The organism is Stenotrophomonas sp. YJH_SMC_19 (assembly GCF_059367915.1).
Genome location: NZ_JCAFRI010000013.1, coordinates 1 through 22,996 on the forward strand (window position 1 = coordinate 1; position 22,996 = coordinate 22,996).

At 67.6% G+C, this 22,996-nt stretch carries 12 protein-coding genes and 1 tRNA gene; 6 read left to right on the forward strand and 7 right to left on the reverse strand.

The window, feature by feature from the left end:
* Positions 1–212: 212 nt before the first annotated feature.
* Positions 213–2,054 carry a glycosyltransferase family 39 protein gene (locus tag AC5P5R_RS13785; RefSeq protein WP_164281603.1) on the reverse strand — a complete coding sequence of 614 codons (1,842 nt, stop codon included), beginning with the start codon at positions 2,052–2,054 and terminating at the stop codon, positions 213–215.
* 42 nt (positions 2,055–2,096) lie between these two features.
* Between AC5P5R_RS13785 and AC5P5R_RS13790 the strand changes: the two genes are divergently transcribed.
* From AC5P5R_RS13790 to AC5P5R_RS13805, 4 genes are read left to right on the forward strand one after another with little or no spacing between them, the layout of a single operon-like run.
* Positions 2,097–3,050 carry an AAA family ATPase gene (locus AC5P5R_RS13790; protein WP_005408304.1) on the forward strand — a complete coding sequence of 318 codons (954 nt, stop codon included), beginning with the start codon at positions 2,097–2,099 and terminating at the stop codon, positions 3,048–3,050.
* Positions 3,051–3,052: 2 nt separating this feature from the next.
* Complete coding sequence (locus AC5P5R_RS13795) at positions 3,053–3,997, forward strand: DUF58 domain-containing protein (protein WP_043033683.1); 945 nt, start codon at positions 3,053–3,055, stop codon at positions 3,995–3,997.
* Positions 3,990–5,939 carry a transglutaminase TgpA family protein gene (locus AC5P5R_RS13800; RefSeq protein ID WP_012479283.1) on the forward strand — a complete coding sequence of 650 codons (1,950 nt, stop codon included), beginning with the start codon at positions 3,990–3,992 and terminating at the stop codon, positions 5,937–5,939. Before AC5P5R_RS13795 ends, AC5P5R_RS13800 begins: the two co-directional genes overlap by 8 nt.
* Positions 5,936–6,463: a Slp family lipoprotein gene (locus AC5P5R_RS13805; protein WP_005408301.1), complete on the forward strand. Its 528-nt coding sequence runs from the start codon at positions 5,936–5,938 to the stop codon at positions 6,461–6,463. Before AC5P5R_RS13800 ends, AC5P5R_RS13805 begins: the two co-directional genes overlap by 4 nt.
* Positions 6,464–6,540: 77 nt before the next feature.
* Here the strand turns inward: AC5P5R_RS13805 and AC5P5R_RS13810 are convergent, their stop codons facing one another.
* From AC5P5R_RS13810 to dnaX, 4 genes are all read right to left on the reverse strand, one after another.
* A complete protein-coding gene (locus tag AC5P5R_RS13810; protein WP_005408300.1) occupies positions 6,541–6,900 on the reverse strand; it encodes a histidine triad nucleotide-binding protein in 360 nt (119 codons plus the stop codon).
* Between the two features lie 67 nt (positions 6,901–6,967).
* Entirely contained in the window at positions 6,968–7,567 is a 600-nt protein-coding gene (recR, locus tag AC5P5R_RS13815) for a recombination mediator RecR (protein ID WP_005408299.1), read from the reverse strand.
* Between the two features lie 111 nt (positions 7,568–7,678).
* Entirely contained in the window at positions 7,679–7,999 is a 321-nt protein-coding gene (locus AC5P5R_RS13820; RefSeq protein ID WP_005408298.1) for a YbaB/EbfC family nucleoid-associated protein, read from the reverse strand.
* Between the two features lie 6 nt (positions 8,000–8,005).
* Entirely contained in the window at positions 8,006–10,057 is a 2,052-nt protein-coding gene (dnaX, locus tag AC5P5R_RS13825) for a DNA polymerase III subunit gamma/tau (protein ID WP_049397088.1), read from the reverse strand.
* A 145-nt stretch (positions 10,058–10,202) separates the two neighbouring features.
* Here dnaX and AC5P5R_RS13830 point away from each other — a divergent pair.
* Positions 10,203–10,295, forward strand: a tRNA-Ser gene (locus tag AC5P5R_RS13830).
* A gap of 341 nt (positions 10,296–10,636) precedes the next feature.
* Here the strand turns inward: AC5P5R_RS13830 and AC5P5R_RS13835 are convergent.
* Positions 10,637–11,047, reverse strand: a complete 411-nt coding sequence (locus AC5P5R_RS13835) for a DUF3592 domain-containing protein (protein WP_024956127.1) — start codon at positions 11,045–11,047, stop codon at positions 10,637–10,639.
* Between the two features lie 339 nt (positions 11,048–11,386).
* On the opposite strand from AC5P5R_RS13835, the gene AC5P5R_RS13840 reads away from it, so the two are divergent.
* Positions 11,387–11,830 (forward strand): GNAT family N-acetyltransferase, encoded by a 444-nt coding sequence (locus AC5P5R_RS13840; RefSeq protein ID WP_100438903.1) that lies wholly within the window; start codon positions 11,387–11,389, stop codon positions 11,828–11,830.
* 56 nt (positions 11,831–11,886) lie between these two features.
* Here AC5P5R_RS13840 and AC5P5R_RS13845 read toward each other — a convergent pair whose 3' ends face one another.
* Positions 11,887–22,779 carry an autotransporter-associated beta strand repeat-containing protein gene (locus AC5P5R_RS13845; protein ID WP_329752193.1) on the reverse strand — a complete coding sequence of 3,631 codons (10,893 nt, stop codon included), beginning with the start codon at positions 22,777–22,779 and terminating at the stop codon, positions 11,887–11,889.
* Positions 22,780–22,996 lie beyond the last annotated feature (217 nt).

Genomic DNA, 22,996 nt, shown 5'->3' on the forward strand with positions numbered 1-22,996 from the left:
ACTATGGACGGTCAAACGGGCATTTTTATGGTGGTTCATCCGGGCTCTTTGGGGTCTGGAGAGGTGTGGTAACCACCATTTTCCAAAGATGTCCCGGATGAACAACGTACAGAGAGATCACAACTAACAGTCGACTCTACCAACGTGGAGCACCCGACCAACCTGGAGCACGCAACCAACCTGGCGCGCGACCACCTGGACCGCGCTCCGCCTCAGCGCCCGCGAACCTCGAACGGCTGCTCCTGCCATTCCTCTACGCTGCCATCGCGACCGTGCAGGCGCAGGCCCAGCCAATGCCGTCCCGGCGCCAGCGTGCTCGTGTCCAATGAAGCATCGAAGCCCACCGCAGGATGCTGCGGATCGGTGCTGTCCGGCCAGGTCTGGCGCACGTCGAATGCGCGGCCATAGCGCGCATCCCCCATCGAGCGGCCATCGACCAGCACCTCAACCCGTGCCAGGCCGACACCATCCTTGAACGCCCATCCCTTGATCGCCAGCGTGCCAGACACCTTTTCGCCGTTGGAAGGCGTATCCAGCCACGCCATTGCCGGAGTCACGCACGCCCCGGACGCGCGCTGCGCCGGCAGCCGGAACAGCAGGAAACGCTGGAAGCCATGGTCACTGCTGACCACCCGCGGCGCCGGCAACGGCCCCACCTGTCCGCAGATGGCGTGATAGCGCGCCAGCAGATCGCGGTAACGCTGGTCGCTGGGTGAAAGCACCAGCAGCATCGGCGTCGAGCGCTTGCCCTCATGCAGCAGTTCCCACTGCGCCAGCTGCGCGGTGCGCCCATGCTTGTCGTTGAGCGGATGCGGCAGCACTTCGATATCGCCATTGCCGAGCTGGAAGCCCAGCTCGGCCCCCACCTTGAAGTTCCCCGCCAGCACCCGCGTGCCCGCCGGCATGTGCTGCAACTCTTCGCGCACCGCCATCGCCAACGGCTGCCAGCCAGCGAAATTGCGCGGGTAGTACTTGCTGCCTGCCAGCTGCTCGCGCAACGCAGGCGTGGAGGCCATCAGGTAATAGCCGAACGCCAGCACCATGCCTGCGCCCGCCAGCCACCAGCCGGTGCGCCGCAGCCAGCGTGGCCAGCCGTTGAGCACCACCGGCACCGCCACCAGCAGGGCCAGGTAGCCCGGCAGCGGCCAATGGAAACTGATCCGCTCGACGTCGGTGAAGAAGCCCAGCAGGAAGATGCCCAGCGTGGATACGCCCCCGACCAGGCCGAAGTAGCGCCACTGCACGCGCGTGCCGCCGCCCCTGCGGGTACCGGCCAGCGCCACCTTCCACATCGCCATGCACAGGATCGGGGTGACCAGCATGGGCTGGATCACCAGGAACCACAGCCCGTTCCATTCGAACGTCCAGGGATGGCGCTCGACCACCTGGAACTTCAGGCCGGCGTCGTGGTTGTCCGCGTTCCATGCCAGCAACGGCAGCCACGCCAGCACGCCCACCGCCAGCGCGACCCATACGCGCGGATCGGCCAGCATGCGCCGCCCCTGCGGCAGCGCCAGCAACGCGATGAAGCCAACGCCGATGACACCGATGAAACGGTAGTGACTGAGCGCACCGATCGACAGGCCCAGCGCAAGCTTCATCGCCGACGATGCATCAACGTTGTGCAGCAGCCGCGCACCGGCGTGCAGGCAGATCACCGCGGCCAGTGCCATGGGCACATCCGGCACCGCCAGCAGGCCCAGCGTCGCCGACAACGGCATCAACAGCGTGAGGCTGCCCGCTTGCCAACCGGCCACATTGCCGAACCAGCGCGTGGCCGTGCGCACCACCAGCAACGGCAGCAGCGCGCCGATGGCCAGGAACGGCAGGCGCAACGCGAGCACATGGTGGCCACCGATCTCCACACCCAGGCGCGCCAACCACGCGGTCAGTCCGGGAAGGTCCGAATACGCAGCGGCCAGATGCTGGCCTTCCTGCCAATAGAACGCCTCGTCAACAAACAGTGGTAGCCGCGCAGCCACTACCAGCTTGGCCGCTGTGACCAGCGTCCATAACCAGAGAAATATTGTCCGCGCGCGCTGTTCGCCCTGCATTGCTCTATGGATAATCGAATGGATTCCAGACCTGAGACGATCATGCCAGCCTCGTCCCCCAATCCCAGCATGCTAACCGATCAACTGCGCCAGGCCCTGCGGGAGGCACAGGATCAGGTAAACGCACTGGTGCTGGGCAAGGTGCCGGAAGTCAGGCTGGCTTTCGTCGCCCTGCTTTCCGGTGGCCATCTGCTGATCGAGGATCTGCCCGGCCTGGGCAAGACCACGCTGGCGCATGCGTTGGCCAGCAGCCTGGGCCTCAGTTTCCAGCGCGTGCAGTTCACCTCCGACCTGCTGCCCGCCGATGTACTGGGCGTTTCGGTATACGAGGCCGGCAGCCGCCAGTTCCAGTTCCACCCGGGGCCGGTGTTCACCCACGTGCTGCTGGCCGATGAGATCAACCGTGCGCCGCCGCGCACGCAGAGCGCGCTGCTGGAGGCGATGGCCGAACAGCAGGTCACCCTGGATGGGCAGACCCATCCCCTGCCCGATCCGTTCTTCGTGATCGCCACGCAGAACCCGGTGGACCTGTCCGGTACCTTCCCGCTGCCGGATTCGCAGCTGGATCGTTTCCTGCTGCGCCTGGCGATGGGCTACCCCAGTGCGCAGGCCGAACGCGAACTGCTGCGTGGTACAGACCGCCGCGACCTGATCGCACGTGCCGTACCGAAGCTGGATGACACCCAGGTACGCGCGCTGCGTGAAGCCGTCAGCCAGGTCCATGCCAGCGATGCACTGGTCGACTACGTGCAGGCCCTGCTGACCCGCAGCCGCCAGCACGCCGGCGTGCGCGTGGGCCTGTCACCGCGTGCCGGCCTTGCGCTGCTGCGCGCGGCCAGGGCGCATGCACTTCTGCTGGGCCGCGGCCACGTGGTGCCCGAGGACGTGCAGACCCTGTTCGTGGCGGTGGCCGGTCATCGCCTCGTGGCCGAAGCCGAGTCCAGCTCGGGGCCGGCACTGGCACGGGCCATCCTGCAGACCGTTGCGGTGGATTGAGGGTGGCCACGCGCTGGGCACGACTGCAACTGCTGGCACGCCCGCGCAGGCCTGAAGCACTGCCGCAGCGCCTGGACCGCCATCGCATCTACGTGCTGCCCACCCGTTTCGGCCTGTTCGTCGCCGCGCTGCTGGCGGCAATGCTGCTGGGCGCACTGAACTACAACAACAACCCGGCGTTGCTGCTGGCCCTGCTGCTGGCGGCAGCGGCGATCGCCAGCGCCATCGCCGCGCACCTGCAGCTGTCCGGCGTACAGATCGACGCGATCTCCGCCGAGCCGGTTCCTGCCGGGCAACCACTGCGCCTGCGCGTGGACCTGTCACTGCGTGATCCGCGCGCACGCCACGGCCTGCACCTGCAGCTGGGTGACAGCGAAGCCTGGACCTCGCTGCCTGCACACGGCCGCGGTGAAGTGGAGCTGCACGTTCCCAGCGAACGCCGCGGCTGGCTGGAGCTCCCGCGCATCCGCCTCTCCACCACCCAGCCACTGGGCCTGGTGCGGGCATGGTCGTGGGTGTGGCCGGAACAACCGCTGCTGGTCTATCCGCAACCCGAGGCGCTGGCCCCTGCACTGCCGGAAAGCGGCAACGATCCGCTGCACACGCGCGCCCATGCCAGTGGCGAGGAACTGCATCAGCTACGGCCCTATCGTGCGGGCGATGCGCCACGCAGCATTTCGTGGAAGCACTCGGCACGCCGCGACAGCCTGCTGGTGCGCGAGTACGAAAAGCCGGTTGGCATCGAAGTCATCCTCGATTGGCGCACGCTGTCCCCGCTGGGCCATGAAGCACGCATCGCGCGTTTGGCGCGATGGGTCGACATGGCCGAGCGCGAAGGCCGCCGCTACACCCTGCTGCTGCCTGCACACCCGCCGTTCGGGCCAGGCCAGGGCGCCAGCCACCACCACCTGTGCCTGCGTGCACTGGCATTGATGCCGCATGACTGAGACCACGCCCGCGCTCGACCGCAATGCCCGCAACTGGACCCTGGCCAGCGCGGCGTTGGCGCTGTTGCCGTTGCTGCTGCAGTTGCCGCCCCTGCTGGCGGGCGTGATCGCGGCCGCAGCGCTCGTGACTGCGGTCCTGTCGTGGCGGAAGGTGCTGCCCATGCCGGTGCGCCTGCTGCTGGTGCTGGCCATGCTCGGTGCCATCGCCTGGCAGATGGGGATGGTCCGACCTGGGCGCGATACCGGTTGCGCCCTGCTGGCAGCGATGCTGGCGATCAAGTCCAGCGAACTGCGCAGCCGGCGCGATGCCCGCAGCCTGCTCGGGTTCGCGCTGTTTTCCCCGTTTGCGGCGTTCCTGCTCGACCAAGGACCACTGACCACGGTGTTGGCCGCACTGGCGGGGATCAGCGCGCTGCTCGCCCTGCAACGGCTGGCCGGGGATGAAGGCCACGCCGCGCCGCTGCCCTTGCGAGGGCAGCTGCGCGGCGTTGGCCGCCTGCTGGCGATCGGCCTGCCGCTGGCATTGGCCTGCTTCTGGCTGTTCCCGCGCCTGGCCACGCCACTGTGGGGTGTTCCCGAGCGCGCCGTGGGTACGCCGGGGTTGTCCGACAGCATGGAGCCCGGCCAGTGGCTGGACCTGATGGCCGACGATGCCCCGGCGCTGCGCGTGCAGTTCTTCGGCGCGGTACCCGAGCCGATGCAACGCTACTGGCGAGGACCGGTACTGACCGCCTTCGATGGCCGGCGCTGGACACGTGACCGCGCCAGCGAGCGACGGCCGGCGGCCGTGGTCGAGGCCGGCACGCAGGGCTGGGACTACCAGATCGACTACGAACCCACCGACCGCCGCCAGCTGGTGGCACTGGACCTGCCCAGCCGCGCGCCTGCAGGCAGCACGCTGGATGCGGACATGAGCCTGAGCAGCGAGCGGTCACTGGCGTCGCTGAGCCGCTGGCGGTTGCATTCGGCGCCACCACAACGCTTCGACAGCACGCTGTCACCCTATCTGCGACGGGCCGCGCTGCAGTTGCCCAGTGGCTTCAACCCGCGCACCGCCACGTTGGCGCAGCAATGGCGGCAGCAGGCTGGCAGCGATGACGAGGCCATCGTGCGCCGCGCGCTGCAGTGGATCACCACCGACTTCTCGTACACGCTGGACACCCCTGCGGCAGGGCGCGACCCGATCGACGAGTTCCTGTTCGGCTACAAGGCCGGCTTCTGTGAACACTTCAGCTCGGCCTTCGTGGTGTTGATGCGCAATGCCGGCGTCCCGGCACGGGTGGTGACCGGCTTTGCCGGTGGCACCTACAACCGCCTTGGCGACTACTGGATCGTGCGGCGGATGGACGCCCATGCCTGGGCCGAGGTATGGCTGCCGCAGCGCGGCTGGGTACGGGTTGACCCGACCGCAGCCGTGGCACCGGAACGCATCCTGGACACACTGGACGACCGCCTGCAGGCCGGTACGGACACGCCACTGCAGCAACGCTGGCAGCAGCTGGGGCAGATGGGCGACTGGCTGCGCCGCGGCTGGAACGACCTGGTGCTCTCGTTCGATGCACGCCGCCAGCAGCAACTGCTCACGCCGTTCGGGCTGGATGATCTGGGCCCCACGCAACTTGTCGCTGGCTTCGTGGTGGCAACGATGCTGGCCTTGGCGTGGATGGCCTGGCTGCTGGCCCGTGGCGAGCGCGAACGCGACCCGCTGCTGCGCGCCTGGCACCGGCTCGGACGGCGCTACGCCCGCCTCGGCCTGGCCCGTGAACCGCACGAAACCGCACAGGACTGGGCCCAGCGGGTGCACCGGCAGCGCCCTGACCCGGCCCTGCTCGCACTCAGCCAGCGTTTCGCCGACGCGCGCTACGCTGGAACTTGCACCGACCTCGCTTCATTATTGCGGGACCTGCGCAGGCATCGCCCGACTTCCGGAGCCTCCCCATGAACACCAAGTTCCTTCTCACCGCTGTGGCCACGCTGGCCCTGTCGGCCTGCGCCACGGCCCCCAAGCCGCTGCAGGGACAGTTCAGCCTGGTCTCCCCGCGCGACTCGGTCGCTACCCAGCAGGTCGGCACGCCGGTCCGTTGGGGCGGTCGCATCATCGAAACCAAGCCCGGCCAGGGCGAGACCTGCTTCCAGATCATCTCGCGCCCGCTCAATGGCAGTGGCCGTCCGAACACCACCTCGTCCGACGCCAGCGACGGCCGCTTCATCGCCTGCCGTGCCGGCTTCTACGACCCGGCCGTGTTCGAAGCCGGTCGTGACGTGACTTTCATCGGCAAGATCGACGGCTACCAGAACACCCGCATCGGCGAGTACGACTACCGCCTGCCCAAGCTGTCGGCCGATGTGATCTACCTGTGGCCGGAACAGCGCCAGGTCGACGTGGTGCCCTACCCCTATGGCCCGTGGGGCCCGGGCCCGTATGGTCCGTACTGGGGCGGCTATGGTCGCTGGGGCTGGTGGTGATCGTCACCGCACAGGCATGACGGAAAAGGCCGCCCTCGGGCGGCCTTTTTCATCCGCGCATGGCGTGGACAGGGGCTTCAACGCCCAGGCGCACCGAAATGCCCCAGCGGCGCACCGGCCAGCAGGTGCATGTGGATATGGAACACGGTCTGCCCGGCATGCTCGCGGCAGTTCATCACGATGCGGTAGCCGTCCTGTGCGAAGCCCTCGCGGCGCGCGTACTCGGCGGCAGCCAGCGCCAGCTTGCCGATCAGGTGCGCCTGCGACGGCTGCAGGTCATCCAGGGTCGGAATGATCTCGTTCTTCGGAATGAACAGCACGTGCACCGGTGCCTGCGGTGCGATGTCCTTGAAGCCCAGCACCTCGTCATCCTCGTAGACGATGGTGGCCGGGATCTCGCGACGGATGATCTTGCTGAAGAGGGTTTCGTTGCTCATGGTCGGCCTCGGCGGGGATGTCATCCGCATTGTAGGCCGGCCGCGCCGGGGGATGCCCGGCCGGCATTCAATCGCGGAATTCGCTGCGCGTTCCGAACGCGTGCGAGAGCGTGCCGCGATCGACGTATTCGAGTTCACCGCCAAGTGGCAGGCCCTGCGCCAAACGGCTCGGCTGCACCTTGCGTGCGCGCGCCAGCTGCGCCAGGTAGTGCGCGGTGGCCTCGCCCTCGACAGTGGCGCTGGTGGCGATGATCAGCTCCTGCACCTCGCCTTCGGCCAACCGTCGCTCCAATTGCTCCAGGCCCAGCTCGCGCGGGCCGATGCCATCGAGCGGCGACAGCCGCCCCTGCAGCACGAAGTAGACACCGCGGAAGCCGGTGGCGTTCTCGATGGCCAGGCGGTCGGCCGGCGATTCGACCACGCACAGCTGGCTGCGCTCGCGGCTGCCGTTGGCACAGGTCGGGCACAGCTCAGTTTCGCTGAAATCGCGGCACTGCACGCAGTGGCCGATTCGCTCCACCGCCAATGCCAGTGTCTCGGCCAGACGCTGGCCACCTTCGCGCTCGCGCTCGAGCAGGTGATAGGCCATGCGCTGTGCAGTCTTCTGGCCGACGCCAGGCAGCACCCGCAATGCGTCGATCAATTGTTCAAGCAGGGGTGCGGACACGGCGGCATGCTTTCATGGCGTCGAGCACGCTCGACAGCTGTCTGTAGAGTCGAGCCATGCTCGACCGAGGGTTGGAGCGGGCACCTGCAGCGGCAGGCGCCCCCTGGGAAATCAGAACGGCAGCTTCATGCCCGGCGGCAGCTGCATGCCGGCGGTGGCCGACCCCATCTTCGACTTCGACTCGGCATCGATCTTGTTCGAGGCATCATTGAAGGCGGCGGCGATCAGGTCTTCCAGCATCTCCGGGTCGCTGGTCAGCGACGGGTCGATGCGCACCTTGCGGCATTCCTTGGCACCGGTCAGGGTCACGCTGACCATGCCGCCGCCGGCGCTGCCGGTCACTTCGATCTTGGCGATTTCTTCCTGGGCCTTCTGCAGGTTTTCCTGCATTTTCTGGGCCTGCTGCATCAGTTGTGCGATGTTTCCGCGCATGGTGTCTTACTCGTCAAAAGAACGGATGGAATCGGAAACAACCCGGGCACCGTGCTGTTGGATCAGCACCTGCACTTCCGGGTCGTCCATGAAAACGGCCTCTGCCACCTGCTGCCGCTCACTACGCTGGCGGTCGGCACGCTGGTGCAGGGTCTCGGCCGGAACGTGTTCGGTTTCCACGGTCTCGACCACGATCTTCGGCGCCTGGCCGAGGGCCTTCTCCAGCATCTCGCCCAGGGCGGCCAGCGCGCGCTCCGAGCGCAGGTATTCAAATCCGGGCGAAAGGCCCAGTTTCAAGGTCCCGTGCTGGCAACTGATGAAGGCGGCGTTGGCGGCCAGCTGCCGCGACGGGCCGCTCAGGCCACTGTTGGCGACCAGATCCAGCCAGTCCTCGGCGCTGGCCAGGTCGCTGACACCTTCCAGCGGCGCGTTCTCCTGCACTGGCGCCGGCTCGACCGGCGCGATGGCAATGCCTTCCGTGCGGAACGGGCGTGCGGGCGGTGCAGGCTCGCTGGGAGCCGCGACGGGAGCCGGCGGCTCATGCCAGGGCGCCACCATGGCAGCTTCCGGCCCAGCCATCTCGGCCGCCAGCGCCTCGTCACGTGCCTCGGCTTCGTCGGTGGCCCACGGCGGCAGGTCGTCGCCCGCTTCTGTTTCAACGGACGGCGGCGCCGCTGCTTCGGCCTTCACCGGCGGCGGTGACACCGGCTCTTCCACCGGAACCGGCTCGGGCTCCGGCGTCGGGTCCGGTTCGGGTTGCGGGGCCGGGTCCGGTTCGGGTTCAGGTTCGCGCGGCGCGGCCTGCACCGGAGCAGCCACCTGCGCCACCAAGGCCGGGCTTGCCGAAGCGGCGGCAGTCGCCGGCGTCGCTTCGTGGGTACCCGCACCGGTGCCACCACCGGCAGCATTGCCACCCGGCGCATTGCCTGCCCCCTCCACCGACTTCGGCACCGGCGGGACCGCCGCGGCCGGGCGGAACGCCAGCATGCGCAGCACGGCCATCTCGAAGCCCGCGCGCGGGCTCGGCGCCATCGGCAGGTCACGACGGCCGTTCAAGGCCATCTGGTACCAGAGCTGCACCACTTCCGGGCGCAGGCGCTCGGCGAATGCGGCGGCATCCAGGCCTTCGGCAACGGCCGCACCCGGTACCAGCTGCTGCACCTGGATGCGGTGCAGGCCTTCGGCCAGCGCTTCCAGCACGCCACTCCAGTCCGGCGAGAATTCGGCCAGCGCGGCCACCACCTGCAGCAGGCGCGGGCCATCGCCGTCAGCCAGCGCATCGAGCATCGCCGCCACCTGGGTGCGGTCGACCGTGCCCAGCATGGTACGCACCACGTCCTCGCGCAGCGCGCCGCCGGCATAGGCAATCGCCTGGTCCAGCAGCGACAGGCCATCCCGCAGGCTGCCATCAGCGGCCTTGGCCAGCTGCACGATGGCACTGCCGTCGGCCTCGATCTCCTCGGCCGCCAGGATGCGGGTCATCTGGCCCTGGATCTGGTCCTCGTCCAGGCGCTTGAGGTTGAACTGCAGGCAGCGGCTGAGCACGGTGACCGGCAGCTTCTGCGGATCGGTGGTGGCCAGCAGGAACTTCACGTGCTCCGGCGGCTCTTCCAGCGTCTTCAGCAGCGCGTTGAACGCCGCCTTGGACAGCATGTGCACTTCGTCGATCAGGTAGACCTTGTACTTGCCACGCGAAGGCATGTACTGCGCGTTCTCGATCACCTCGCGCACGTCGTCCACGCCGGTGTTGGACGCGGCGTCGATTTCCAGCAGGTCGATGTAGCGGCCGGCGTCGATATCCAGACAGGCTGCACACTGGCCGCAGGGATCGGCACTGGTGCCCTGTTCGCAGTTCAGCGACTTGGCGAAGATGCGCGCGATGGTGGTCTTGCCCACGCCGCGGGTGCCGGTGAACAGGAACGCATGGTGGACCCGGCCGCTGTCCAGCGCGTTGCTGAGCGCACGGACCACGTGTTCCTGGCCCACCAGCTCGGCAAAACGCTTTGGACGCCACTTGCGGGCAAGGACGAGATAGGACATCAGGCCACCGTTTTCCATCGGATGTTCCATTGTGCCATGCCTGTCCAGCCCCCCTCGCCTCCGGCACATCTTTCGCGGGTTCCTGGCCGGGGTGCTTGTGAAGTGCCGCGCAGCCCGCTAGAATCTGCGCCCCTGCTGAGGCGTTTGCCGATGGCAGGGATCCGGAGAGGTGTCCGAGTGGTTGAAGGAGCACGCCTGGAAAGTGTGTAAGCGTCTAAACCGCGCTTCGGGGGTTCGAATCCCCCTCTCTCCGCCAGACAAACGCAAAAGGGCCGCCCACAGGGTGGCCCTTTTGCGTTTGTCTGGCGGATGGGATGGGTGGTGAGAAGCCCCGCCGGGGTTCGACGGTTCTGCAGGAGCAGAACCGGACAGCCGCAGGCTGGTCCCGGGGCGCAACGCGCATCGGGATCGGGATCGGGTGCAGGGATGCACCCGACAATCCCCCTCTCTCCGCCAGATAAATGAAGAAGCCGCCCACTGGGCGGCTTTTTTATTTGGCTGGCGGGAAGCGCGGCAGGTACTACCGAACTGAACAGGCCCTGCCGCCAGGGGCAGGTCCAACGGTTCGCCCGCCGACAGCGCGCGATCCGCTGCGAGTCACCTGCGCCGGAGCAGTCCCCGCACGCAGACGCCGACGAACGCCAGCCCCAGCAGCATCCACACGACCGTCATTCCCCACAGCGCACCGAACGTATCCAGGACCGGCTCCAGGCGCGGTTGCGCCGGATCGTACAGCACGCGTACCGGCTGTCCAGGCTCATAGCCGAAGATCATGCCACCCTGCGGGTAAGAGACGTGTTGGCCGGTCGCGGTGGTGAACGCAATCTGCGGATGTGATCCGCCCGCGTTCAGGCGCTCGACCTGGCCATCGACGGCCTGCGCGATCTGCAGGAACTCAAGGCGATGCGTCACTTCGAAGGCGGCCACGGCAAGGATCAACAGCCCCACCGCGCCAAACAGCAGACCGCGCATGACCTGGGCAGTCCGGGAAAGAGAAGGGTCGGGCATCGCTGGGCAGCTCCGTTGCAGGCAGGAAGACGAATGGGGCCGGCGGATCCTGCCGCGCGGTCAGTCCCACGTGTCGAAAGCATAGCCCAAGAGCCGCCGCGCCCCGCTGCATGCCATCGCGGCCGCATGCGCCTCGCCACTGACGCACCCGCCTGGTGCAGGCGCCTGTGTTCCGCACAGTCATTCGAGGTGGGCGAAATCATCCGTGAGAAGATCGACTCCGCTCCATGTACCTTGGAGCACTTCGGCGGCTCCTGCGGCCTCGTCGCGCGATACCCCCTTGAGAAGGACAACGTCTGGACGGTTGAAATGCGCCCGGGCAACGCCAAGGCATTTTCCATGAACCTCCGCCTCTACCGCCCCGCCGATGCCAGCGCCTGCCTGTCGATTTTCGACAGCAACGTGCCCACCTACTTCGCGCCCGAAGAGCGCAGCGACTTTGAGCGCTTCCTGCAAGAACAGGCCATGGACTGTGCATTCCAGGTCATCGAGCGAAATGGCAGCATCGTGGCGTGCGGCGGCCTGTCGCGACGCGGCGACGGCAGTGCCGGTTTCTGCTGGGGCATGGTACAGCGCGCGCTGCACCGGCATGGACTGGGCCGGGAACTGGCGCTGGCACGCCTGCGCCAGGCCGAAGCGGATCCCTCGATCAAGCGCATCACGCTCAGCACCAGCCAGCACACCCAGGGCTTCTATGCTGGCCTGGGCTTCCAGGTGACGCGGATCGTTTCCAATGGCCACGGCGCCGGGATCGATGCCGTGGAGATGGAGCGGAGGGTCTAGCCCTCCGCACCGCCCTGGATCCACGCAGGCGTGGATCCAACGTCGCCCCACTCTCCTCAGAAGCCCACACGCAGGTTGATCTGCCCGCCCACGTCGCGGCGGCCATCGCCGTGCTGGCCCTGCACGAACATCGACAGCTGGCTGTTGCGGCCGAGGCCCACCGCCACGCCCACCTGACTGACCAGCGCATTGCGTGCCATCACCGCGCTGTAGACGTCGAAGGCATTGCCGCCCACCGCGAAGCGGTTGCGGCTGGCCACATCGGTATCACCCGATGCATGCTGCCAGCCCAGGCCAACCGTCAGCTGCGCCGGGAAGCGCTCGCCGCTGCCCACATCCCAACGGCCGCGCACGCCCACGGTGCTGACATTGAGCGTGTCCTTGCCGCCTTCCAGCACCAGCGCAGCCGTGCCGCCCTGCTCCACCGCACGATCACTGTCGACCCAGTGCCTGGTGAACTGCACATACGGCTGCAGTTGGGTCCTGCCATGGGTCCAGGTCCAGCTGCCCTCCACCTGCGCGATGGTCACATCCGAGTCCTGGCGGCTGTACAGGGTCTGGCCCAGCAGCGGCACCTCACGCGTGGTACGCGTGCGGTAGTCACCGCGCGATACGCTGCCACCGACCGCAAAGCCGTTGTTCCACTGGCCCTGCGCATACAGGCCGAACGTGTTGCCGCGCAGGCGGGCCCGCGAGCTGCGATCGTACAGGCGCGTATCCAGCCGCTCGTTGCCTGCGGCCGCACCCAGCACCACGTGTTCGCCCAGCTGCCAGTCCACGCCCGCCATCAGTGCATTGCGGTTGGAGCGGATGTCATCGCCGTTGCCGTCACCGTCCTGGCGGAACACCTTGCCGCTGCCGGCCAGCCAGGCCGAGGCACGCTCGCCACGCACGGTCGGCAGTTCGCTGCCGAGACGCTGGCGGATGCCCTCTTCCAGGTAGTTGTCGTACAGCAGCACCGCACGGCTGGCCGCATGCACCTCGCCGGACAACTGGTCGAACGCCGCACGCGCGGTACCCGCGTCATACATCAGCAGCGTGTTGTACAGGCCCAGTGCCGGACCACTCTGCGGCAGGCTGTCCAGCGCTGCAGCGGTGTTGTACTGGTTGCGCGTCTTCGCCGCCGTGGTGAATGCCGCGGTCTGCGCCACGTCGATCTGCAGGTTGGCCGTGTTGGCGGTATAGACCGGGGTGATGGTCAGGAAGGCCGACGGCGAGGTCGCCGAAGCGAACTGCCCACTCACGCCACCGCCCGCATTGACCACCGTGTACTGCTGGCCCTGCTGGTAGCTGGTACTCGGCGAAATCGTGTTCACCTGCACGGTACTGCCACCCACGTTGGCGCTGCCGCCCACCTGCACCGTGTCGCTGCCGCTGGCACCCAGATCGACGCCCAGCGTGCTGCCCGGCGACAACGTCAGGTTGCCGCCCACCGTGATCGTGCCGGTGCCATTGCCTGCACCACTGCCGTTGCCCGGGCCATTGCCCGGCGACAGCACGCCGCCGCTGGACACCGTCACGCCGCCACCCGTGCCACCGATGGTCCCGGTACCGGACAGCGTGGTACCGCTGCCGATGGTCCACTGGCCACCGATGTTGCCGGTGACATTCAGGCCACCCCCGGTGACCTGGCCGGTGCCGCTGAAGCCGCCGCTGTTGCCGCCCAGGTTCAGGCCGCCCGGGCCTGCCTGCACGATGCTGCCACCACCGCTGATGGTGCCGCCCAGCGTGGTGGTGCCGCCGGTGTTGATGACCAGGCCACCGTTGTTGGTGATATTGCCGGTGATCGAGCCGCTGGCGCCGCCATTGCCGACCTGCACGGTGCCGCCGGCATTGATGGTGGTGCCGCCGGTGTAGGTGTTGTTGCCGGTCAGGGTGACCGTTCCGGTGCCGGCCTGGGTCAGGCCACCATTGCCGCTGATGGTGCCTCCGACGGTGGTGTTGCCGCCCACGTTGAACACCAGGCTGCCGTTGTTGCTGACGTTGCCGGCGATCGCACCGCTGGCGCCGCCATTGCCGACCTGCAACGTGCCGCCGGTATTGATGGTGGTGCCACCGGTATAGGTGTTGTTGCCGCCCAGGATCAACGTGCCGCTGCCGGCCTGGGTCAGGCCACCGCTGCCGCTGATGGCGCCACCGACCGTGGTATTGCCGGCCACGTTGAACACCAGGTTGCCGTTGTTGGTGACGTTGCCACCGATCGCGCCGGTCGCACCGCCGTTGCCGACCTGCAGCGTGCCGCCTGCGTTGATCGTGGTCGGCCCGGTGTAGGTGTTGTTGCCGGTCACGGTCAGAGTGCCGCTGCCGGCCTGGGTCAGGCCGCCGCTGCCGCTGATGGTGCCACCCAGCGTGGTGTTGCCGGCCACGTTGGACAGCAGCGTGCCGTTGTTGGTGACATCGCCAATGATCGAGCCGGTCGCGCCGCCATTGCCCAGCTGCAGCGTGCCGCCGGCGTTGATGGTGGTACCCCCGGTGTAGGTGTTGGTGCCGGTCAGCACCAGCGACCCACTGCCCGCCTGGGTCAGGCCACCCGTACCGCTGATGGTGCCGCCCAGCTGCGTGTTGCCGGCCACGTTGGAGATCAACGCGCCATTGTTGGTGATGTCTCCAGCGATGGCGCCGGTTGCCCCGCCGTTGCCGACCTGCAGCGTACCGCCGGTATTGATCGTGGTGCCACCGGTATAGGTGTTGTTGCCGACCAGGGTCAGCACGCCGCTGCCGGCCTGGGTCAGGCCACCGCTGCCGCTGATCGCGCCACCGACCGTGGTGTTGCCGCCCACGTTGAATACCAGGCTGCCGTTGTTGGCAACGTTGCCGGTGATCGCACCGGTTGCACCGCCATTGCCCACCTGCAGGGTGCCACCGGCATTGATGGTGGTGCCGCCGGTATAGGTGTTGTTGCCGGTTAGCACCAGCGTGCCGCTGCCGGCCTGGGTCAGGCCGCCACTGCCGCTGATGGTGCCACCGAGCGTGGTGTTGCCGGCCACGTTGGACACCAGCGCGCCGTTGTTGGTGATGTCGCCGACGATCGCACCGGTCGCACCACCGTTGCCGATCTGCAGCGTGCCGCCGGCATTGATGGTGGTCCCTCCGGTGTAGGTGTTGTTGCCGGTCAGCACCAGCGTGCCGCTGCCGGCCTGGGCCAGACCGCCATTGCCACTGACCACCGCACCCACGGTTGCCGTGGTGCCGAGGTTGTAGACCAGGCTGCCATTGTTGGTGATGTCGCCCAGCACCGAACCGGTGCTGCCACCGTTGCCGATCTGCAGGGTGCTGCCACCGTTGATGGTGGTACCGCCGGTATAGGTGTTGTCGCCGCTCAGGGTCAGCGTACCGGTACCTCCCTGCACCAGGCCGCCGGTGCCACTGAGGACGCCAGCGAACACGGTGCTGGCGTTGTTGCCGCCGGTAGTCAGCGTTGCGCCTCCCAGCGCCACCGTGCTGCCGGCCACACCGGCCAGGCCGCCGATGCTCTGGTTGCCACCGGCGCTGATATCCAGTGTGCCAGCACCGGCCAGGTTGACCGTGCTGGCACCGGACAGGCTGCCGCCGGCTGCTACCGCCAGCGTGCCGCTGTTGATGGTGGTGGTGCCGGTATAGCTGCTGGCACCGCCCAGGGTGACCGTCGCCGCGCCATCCTTCAGCAGGCCACCGGCACCGCTGATCGGTCCGTTCAAGGTCAGCGCGTTGCTGCCGGCCAGAGTCAGCGTGCCGCTGGCCAGCTGCACGGTGTTGGCCAGAGTCAGCGCACTGGTGCCGTCCAGGCTGGCGTTGCCGCCTACGGTCAGCGCGCCGATGCCCAGCGAACCGTCGTTGCCCAGCAGCAGGCCACCGGCATTGAGGGTCACGCCGCCCGTGAAGACGTTGACGCCAGTCAAGCCCTGGATGCCTGCGCCGTTCTTTACCAGGCCACCGGCCCCTCCGATGGTGCCGGCGAACGTGGTATTGCCCACGCCATTGAGGGTCAGCGTGCTGCCGCCCAGCGCCACGGTCGAACCTGCCACGCCTGCCAGCGAACCGATCGCCTGCGCACCACCCGCGCTGATGTCGAAGGTGGTGCCGGCGTTGGCCAGGGTGACCGCACCGGTCGCTGCAAGGCTGCCGCCGGCACCGATCGCCAGCGTGCCGGCGTTGATGGTGGTGCCACCGGTGAAGGTGTTGGTACCGGTCAGCGTCTGCGTTCCCGCACCTTCCTTGATCAGGCCACCGGAGCCGGCCACCGAACCACTGAAGGTGCCATTGGCAGGGCCTCCGATCGTCAGCGTGTTGGCGCCCAGATTCACTGTACCGCTGCCGATCAGGGTACCGAACTGCTGCGTGCCGCTGCCTGCTGACAGATCGAAGGTCGCCCCCGTGGCCAGGTTGACGGTGCCTGAGGAGGCCAGGCTGGCGCCAGCACCCAGTGCCAGGGTGCCGGCGTTGATGAAAGTACCGCCGGTATAGGTGTTGGCACCATTCAAGGTCAGCGTCGCGGCACCCTCCTTGGTCAGTGAGCCGGTACCACTGAGGATGCCGTTGAGGGTGAGGTTGTTGCTGCCGAGGACGGTCAACGCGTTGTTGAGGGTGAAGTTGTTGGCGAGGGTGACCGCCGTGTTCGAATCGAGTGTCGCAGCGCCTCCGACCGTCACTGCACCGGTGCCCAACGCAGCATTGTTGCCGACCACCAGGCCACCGGCGTTGAGCGCTACGCCGCCGCTGAAGGTGCTGGCGCCGTTGAGCGTCTGCACGCCTGCGCCGTTCTTGACCAGGCCGCCGTTGCCACTGATCGCACCGCTGAAGGTGCTGTCCACGGTGCCGCCCAGGGTCAGCGTGCTGCCGCCCAGCGCCACCGTACTGCCGGCGACGCCGGCCAGCGAACCGATGGCCTGGTTGCCCGCCGAAATGTCGAACGTGCCGGCACCGGCCAGGTTCACTGCGCCGGCCGCGGCGAGGCTGCCACCAGCGCCGATCGCCAGCGTGCCGCTGTTGATGGTGGTGCCACCGGTGTAGGTGTTGGCGCCGCTCAGGGTCACCGTGGCCGCACCGTCCTTGATCAGCCCGCCCGTGCCGGAGATTACGCCGCCCAGGGTCAGCGCCTGGCTGCCGAGCAGATCGAGGTTGGCACCCGATGCGAGGTTGATGTTGTTGGCCAGGCTGACGCCGGTGGATGCATCCAGCGTCGCGTTGCTTCCCACCGTCAGCGCACCGCTGCCGAGCGCAGCGTTGTTGCCGACCACCAATGCGCCGCCATTGAGCGCGACGCCACCGCTGAACAGGTTGGCACCGCCCAGCGTGAGGCTGCCGGCGCCATTCTTGACCAGGCCGCCGGTGCCGGAGATCGCGCCATCGAAGATGCTGTTGCCAACGCCGCCCAGGGTCAGCGTCTGCGCCCCCAGGCTCACCGTCGAACCCGCCACGCCGTTCAACGCCCCGATGGTCTGGTTGGCGCCGGCAGTGGAGATATCGAAGCCCGTGCCTGTCGCAGTGAGCGTCACCGCACCGGTCGCGGCCAGACTGCCGCCGGGGCCGATCGCCAGGGTACCGGCGTTGATGAACGTGCCGCCGGTGTAGGTGTTGGCACCGGTCAGCGTCTCGATGCCGGCACCGACCTTGGTCAGGCCACCGGTGCCTGCGATCGAGCCACTGAAGGTGCCATCGGTGGCGCCGCCCACTTCGATCGAGTTGGCACCGAGGTTCACCGTACCGTTGCCGACCAGCGTGCCGAACTGCTGCGTGCCACTGCCGGCCGACAGGTCCAGCGTGGCGCCGGTGGCAAGATTGACGGTACCGCTCGCGGCCAGGCTGGCACCGGCCCCCAGCGCCAGCGTGCCGGCGTTGATGTTGGTGCCACCGGTGTAGGTGTTGATGCCGTTCAGGGTCAGCGTCGCGCTGCCATTCTTGGTCAGGCTGCCGGCCCCGGAAAGGACGCCGTTGAGCGTCAGTGCATTGGTCCCGATTACGGTCAGCCCGGCATTGAGCGCAATGTTGTTGGCCAGCGTTGCCAGGCCGGTGGTATCCAGCGTGGCAGCACCACCGACGGTCAATGCACCCGCGCCCAACGCCGCATCATTGCCAAGCACCAGGCCACCTGCATTGAGGGTGACGCCGCCGCCGAAGGTGTTGGCGCCGGACAAGGTCTGTACGCCCGCGCCCACCTTGACCAGGCCACCACCGCCGCTGATCACGCCATCGAACGCGGCGTTGCCGGCGGTACCGAAGGTCAACGAATTGCCGCCCAGCGTCAGCGTGCTGCCGCCCGCGCCGTTGAGCGCGCCGATGGTCTGGTTGCCGCCGGCACCGGAGATATCGAAGCCTGCGCCTGCGCCCAACGTGACATCACCGACTGCGGCGAGACTGCCACCCGTGCCCAACGCCAGCGTGCCGGCGTTGATGGTGGTACCGCCGGTGTAGGTGTTGGCACCGGACAGCGTCAACGTGGTGCCGCCATTCTTGATCAGGCTGCCATTGCCGCCTACCACGCCCGACAGCGTCAGCGCATTGCTGCCGGGCAGCGTGAGTGCGACGCCCGAGCCCAGCGTGACCGCATTGCCGAGCGTCACTGCAGTGCCCGCATCCAGCGTGGTGCTGGGATTGACCGCCAGCGCACCGGTACCGAGCGCACCATTCGCGCCGACCACCAGGCCACCACCGTTCAAGGTCAGGCCGCCACCGAAGGTGTTGGTGTTGTTGAGGGTCAGCAGGCCCGCACCATTCTTGACCAGGCTGCCGTTGCCGGCCACCACGCCACCGAGCGTGACATCGTTGCTGCCGCCCAGCGTCAGCTGCGTGCCCGCACCGAAGTTCACTGCGTTGGCCAGGTTCAACGCCACCGTGCTGTCCAGCGTGGTGGTGCCACCGATGCCCAGCGCACCGGTGCCGAGCGCGCTGGCATTGCCGAGGATCAGGCCACCCGCGTTGAGTGCAACACCGCCACTGAAGGTGTTGGCACCGGACAGCGTCTGCACGCCGGTACCCGTCTTGACCAGGCCGCCAGTGCCACCGATCACGCCGGCAAAGCTGCCGTTGCCGGCGCCGCCAAAGGTCAGCGACTGCGCGCCCAGCGCCAGCTGGCTGCCCGCCACGCCATTCAACGCGCCGATGGTCTGTGCCGCACCGGCTGCGGAGATGTCCAGTGTCGCGCCCGCAACGGCAAGATTCACCGCACCGGCTGCGGCGAGACTGCCGCCTGCGCCCAGCGCCAGCGTGCCGGCGTTGATGGTGGTGCCTCCGTTGTAGGTATTGGCGCCCGACAACGTCAACCGCGCCGTGCCGTCCTTGATCAGCCCACCGGCACCGAATACCGGACCGGCCAGCGTCAGGTCATTGCTGCCCAGCACGGAAAGGTTGGCACCGGCAGCGAGACCGATGGTGTTGCCCAGCGCCAGCGCCGTTGTGGCCTCCAGCGAAGCGTTGCCGCCCACGTCCAGCTGGCCGGTACCCAGCGCCTGCGCATTGCCCAGCTGCAGCAGGCCCGCGTTGAGGCCGACGCCCCCGCTGAACGTATTGACGCCGTTCAACGCCAGCGTCGCCGTACCGTTCTTGACCAGGCTGCCAGTACCACTGATGAGACCGCCCAGCGACACGTTCTGGCTGCCCAGCAGATCCAGCGCCGCGCCTGCCCCAAGGTTGAGGTCGTTGGCGAGGTTCAGCGCTACTGAACTGTCCAGCGTGGCATTGGCGCCCACCGACAGTGCACCGGTGCCCAGTGCGCCGGCGTTCCCCAGGAACACGCCGCCGCCGTTGACGGTCAGCCCGCCACCGAAGGTGTTGGCGCCATTGAGGGTCAAGGTGGTGGCACCGTTCTTCACCAGCCTGCCGGCACCGGACACCACGCCACCCAGCGTGATCGCCTGCGAGCCCGGCAGCGACAGCGCGGCACCCCCGCCCAGGGACACATTGTTGGCCAGGTTCAGCGGGGCGCCGCCATCGAGCGAGACGCTGCCGCCAATGCCCAATACTCCCGTACCGAGTGCGCCACTGTTGCCCAGCAGCAGACTGCCGGCGTTTGCGCTCAGTCCACCGCTGAAGGTGTTGGTACCGTTCAAGGTCAGTGTCGACGCGCCATTCTTGACCAGGCTGCCGGTGCCGGTGATGTTGCCGGCCAGGGCCAGGTTCTGGCTGCCCGGCAGGGTCAACGCCGCGCCGAGGTTGATCGCATTGCCCAGGTTCAGTGCAGCAGTGGCGTCCAGCGAACCGTTGCCACTGACGGTCAGCGCACCGCTTCCCAGCGCACCGGCGTTGCCCAGCACCAGGCCACCGGCGGCAAGATTCACCCCACCGCTGAAGGTGCTGGCGCTGGTCAGCGTCTGCACGCCGGTGCCCTGCTTGATCAGGCCACCGGTGCCGCCGATGACGCCGGCGAAGGTCTGGTTGGTGGCATCACCGAAGGTCAGCGTGCTGCTGCCCAGCGACAGGGTGCTGCCAGCCACGCCGGACAACGCACCGATGGTCTGGTTGCCGCCGAGCGAGATGTCCAGGTCCGCGCCAACGCCGGCCAGGCTGACCGCACCGCCGGCGGCCAGGCTTCCGCCGCTGCCCACCGCAACCTTGCCGGCATTGATCGCCAGGCCGCCGGTGAAGGTATTTGCGCCACCCAGCGTAAGCGTGGCTGCACCGTTCTTGACCAGGCTGCCGGTGCCACCGATGGCGCCGCCCAGCGTCAATGCACTGCTGCCCAGTACATTCAGCAGGCCACCTGCGCCGAGGTTGATGCCATTGCCCACGCTCAGCGCCGCGCTGGCATCGAGCGTTGTCGCACCGCCGACATTCAGCGCGCCGGTTCCGAGCGCGCCGGCATTGCCCAGGACCAGGCCACCGGCATTGAGCGCCAGCCCACCACCAAAGGTATTTGCAGCGTTGAGGGTCAGCGTGGTCGCACCACTCTTGACCAGGCTGCCGGTGCCACCGATCACGCCGTTGAACGTCAACGCCTGGTTGCCGAGCAGATTGAGGCTGGCACCCGAACCGAGGTTGACCGCGTTGGCCAGTGCAAGCGCCCCCGTGGTTCCATCGAGCGTCACGTTGCCGCCGACACTGAGCGCACCGCTGCCCAGCGCAGCAGCATTGCCCAGCAGCAGGCCACCGCCGTTGAGTGCCACGCCGCCACTGAGGTTGTTCACGCCCGACAAGGTCTGCACGCCGGTGCCCAGCTTGACCAGGCCACCCGTGCCTGCGGCGAACGTACCGCTGTAGCTGGTATCGCCCAGCCCCGCGAGGGTGAGCGTGTGGCTGCCCAGGTTGACCGAACCGCCGAGGCCCGCCAGCGAACCGATGGTCTGGTTGGCGGCCGCCGACAGGTCCAGGGTGGTACCGACGCCGACCGTGATCGCGCCGGTGGGTGACAGGCTGCCGCCCGCGCCCAGCGCCAACGCGCCTCCGGCCAGGTTGAAACTGCCGGTCAGCGCATTGGCGCCGTTCAAGGTGAGGGTGCCGGCGCCGCTCTTGGTCAGGTTGCCGGCACCGGAGATCGAACCGTTCAATGACAACGCATTGCTGCCCAGCAGGTTCAGCGAGCCCCCGCCATTGATCACCAGATTGTTGCCTAGGGTGAAGCCCGACGTCGTATCCAGTGAAGCGCTGCCACCCACGGTCAGGTTGCCGCTGCCCAGCGCGCCCGCATTGCCCAGCAGCAGGCCGCCGGCATTGAGGTTGACGCCGCCGGAGAACAGGTTTGCGCCGCCGAGCGTGACGATGCCGGTGTTGTTGACCGTCAGCCCGCCAGTACCGGACAGCAAGCCCCCCAGGCTGAACGCATTGGTCCCTGCCAGGGACAGATTGCCACCAAGGCTGAAAGGGTTGGCCAGGTTCAGACCGGCCGTGGCGGAGGCGATGGCACCGCCGTTGGCGGTGAACAGCCCTGTGCCGAAGGAACCGGCATTGTTGAAATTGACCAGGCCATCATTGAGCGTGGTCGTACCCGCACCCGCCCACGCACCCTGCAGGTTCCAGGTGCCGCTGTTGACGGTGAGCTTCTGGAAGTTGAGGTACTGGTTCCAGCCCAGCGTGGTCACCGCTCCGCCGATGCCGGACCCCGGACCGCTGACGACGTTCTGCAACACCAGCGTGTTGTTGGCCGCACCACTGCCGGTACCGGCGTCGACCGATCCCGCTGCCGCAACCTTTACCCCGGTGACACCGGTAATCACGCCGGCAAGAGCGCTGCCGCCGCCGCTCACAACGCTGGAACCCGACACTGCGGTGAAGGTGTTGCCGCCGGTTGAATCACCCAGGTGAACGCTGCCACTGACCGCCCCCGCATTGAGGAACGTGTTACCGCCAGAAGCACCCAGGCCGACGCGTCCGTCGATGGTGCCTGTGTTGGTCACATTGGCGGCTGCACCACCATAGGTCACCACCGTGGTCGCGTCGGAAACGCTGCCTGCACCGATCAGCGACGTGCTGATCAGGCCGGCGTTGTTGATGGTAGTGGTGCCGTTGACATTCTGTGCCACCAGCGCCTGTCCACCGAAGCCCAGCAGCGTTGCGATGTTGACGACACCCTTGATCTGTCCGCTGGCGTTGTTGTTGACGACGATCGCGCTGTTGTTGGCAGAACCATTGCCGATGACCAGGCCGGGCGAGGCGAGGATGATCGAGCTCGGATCGATCGTGCCATTGTTGTTGACCGTCACGTTGTCGCCGGTCAGCGTTGCTGCGTTGCCGCCACCTACGACCGGCGGCGTACGCAGCAATGCACCCGCGGCGATGTTCAGCGTGAGGCCGTTGGTCGCGTTGGAGTAGTTGTTGATGTTGGTGGTGCTGTCGCAGTTTACGGTTGTGGTGCCGGTGCACGCTGCGAATGCCGATCCGCTGGCCAGTGTGGCGGCCAAAGCCGCCGCCAGCTGGTGCGCCCGCAATCGCGGCACCCGCCCTGCGCTGACCGCGCTTCCGCCGGGGTTCTGGGCGACCTCCGAAGCAACCTGCATTACCCCAAGGGCACGATTGAAAACCAGACGGTAAATGCGGTTCATCGGTAAATCTCCATGAAAAGACCGGATGGCACAGCTGGCAGGTTTTTTGGAGACAATGCGGCCCACCCCGGCTCCCGATGCGGAAACAAGGTTTGAAGGCATTAACTCCTGAAAATCTTCACATCTTCACGCGGTCGCACCCGGTGACAGGTACGACAGCGTGTCCCTCAAGGCGAAAACTCCCCGGTTTCGCCCGACGAATGGCGGCACTGTGCGA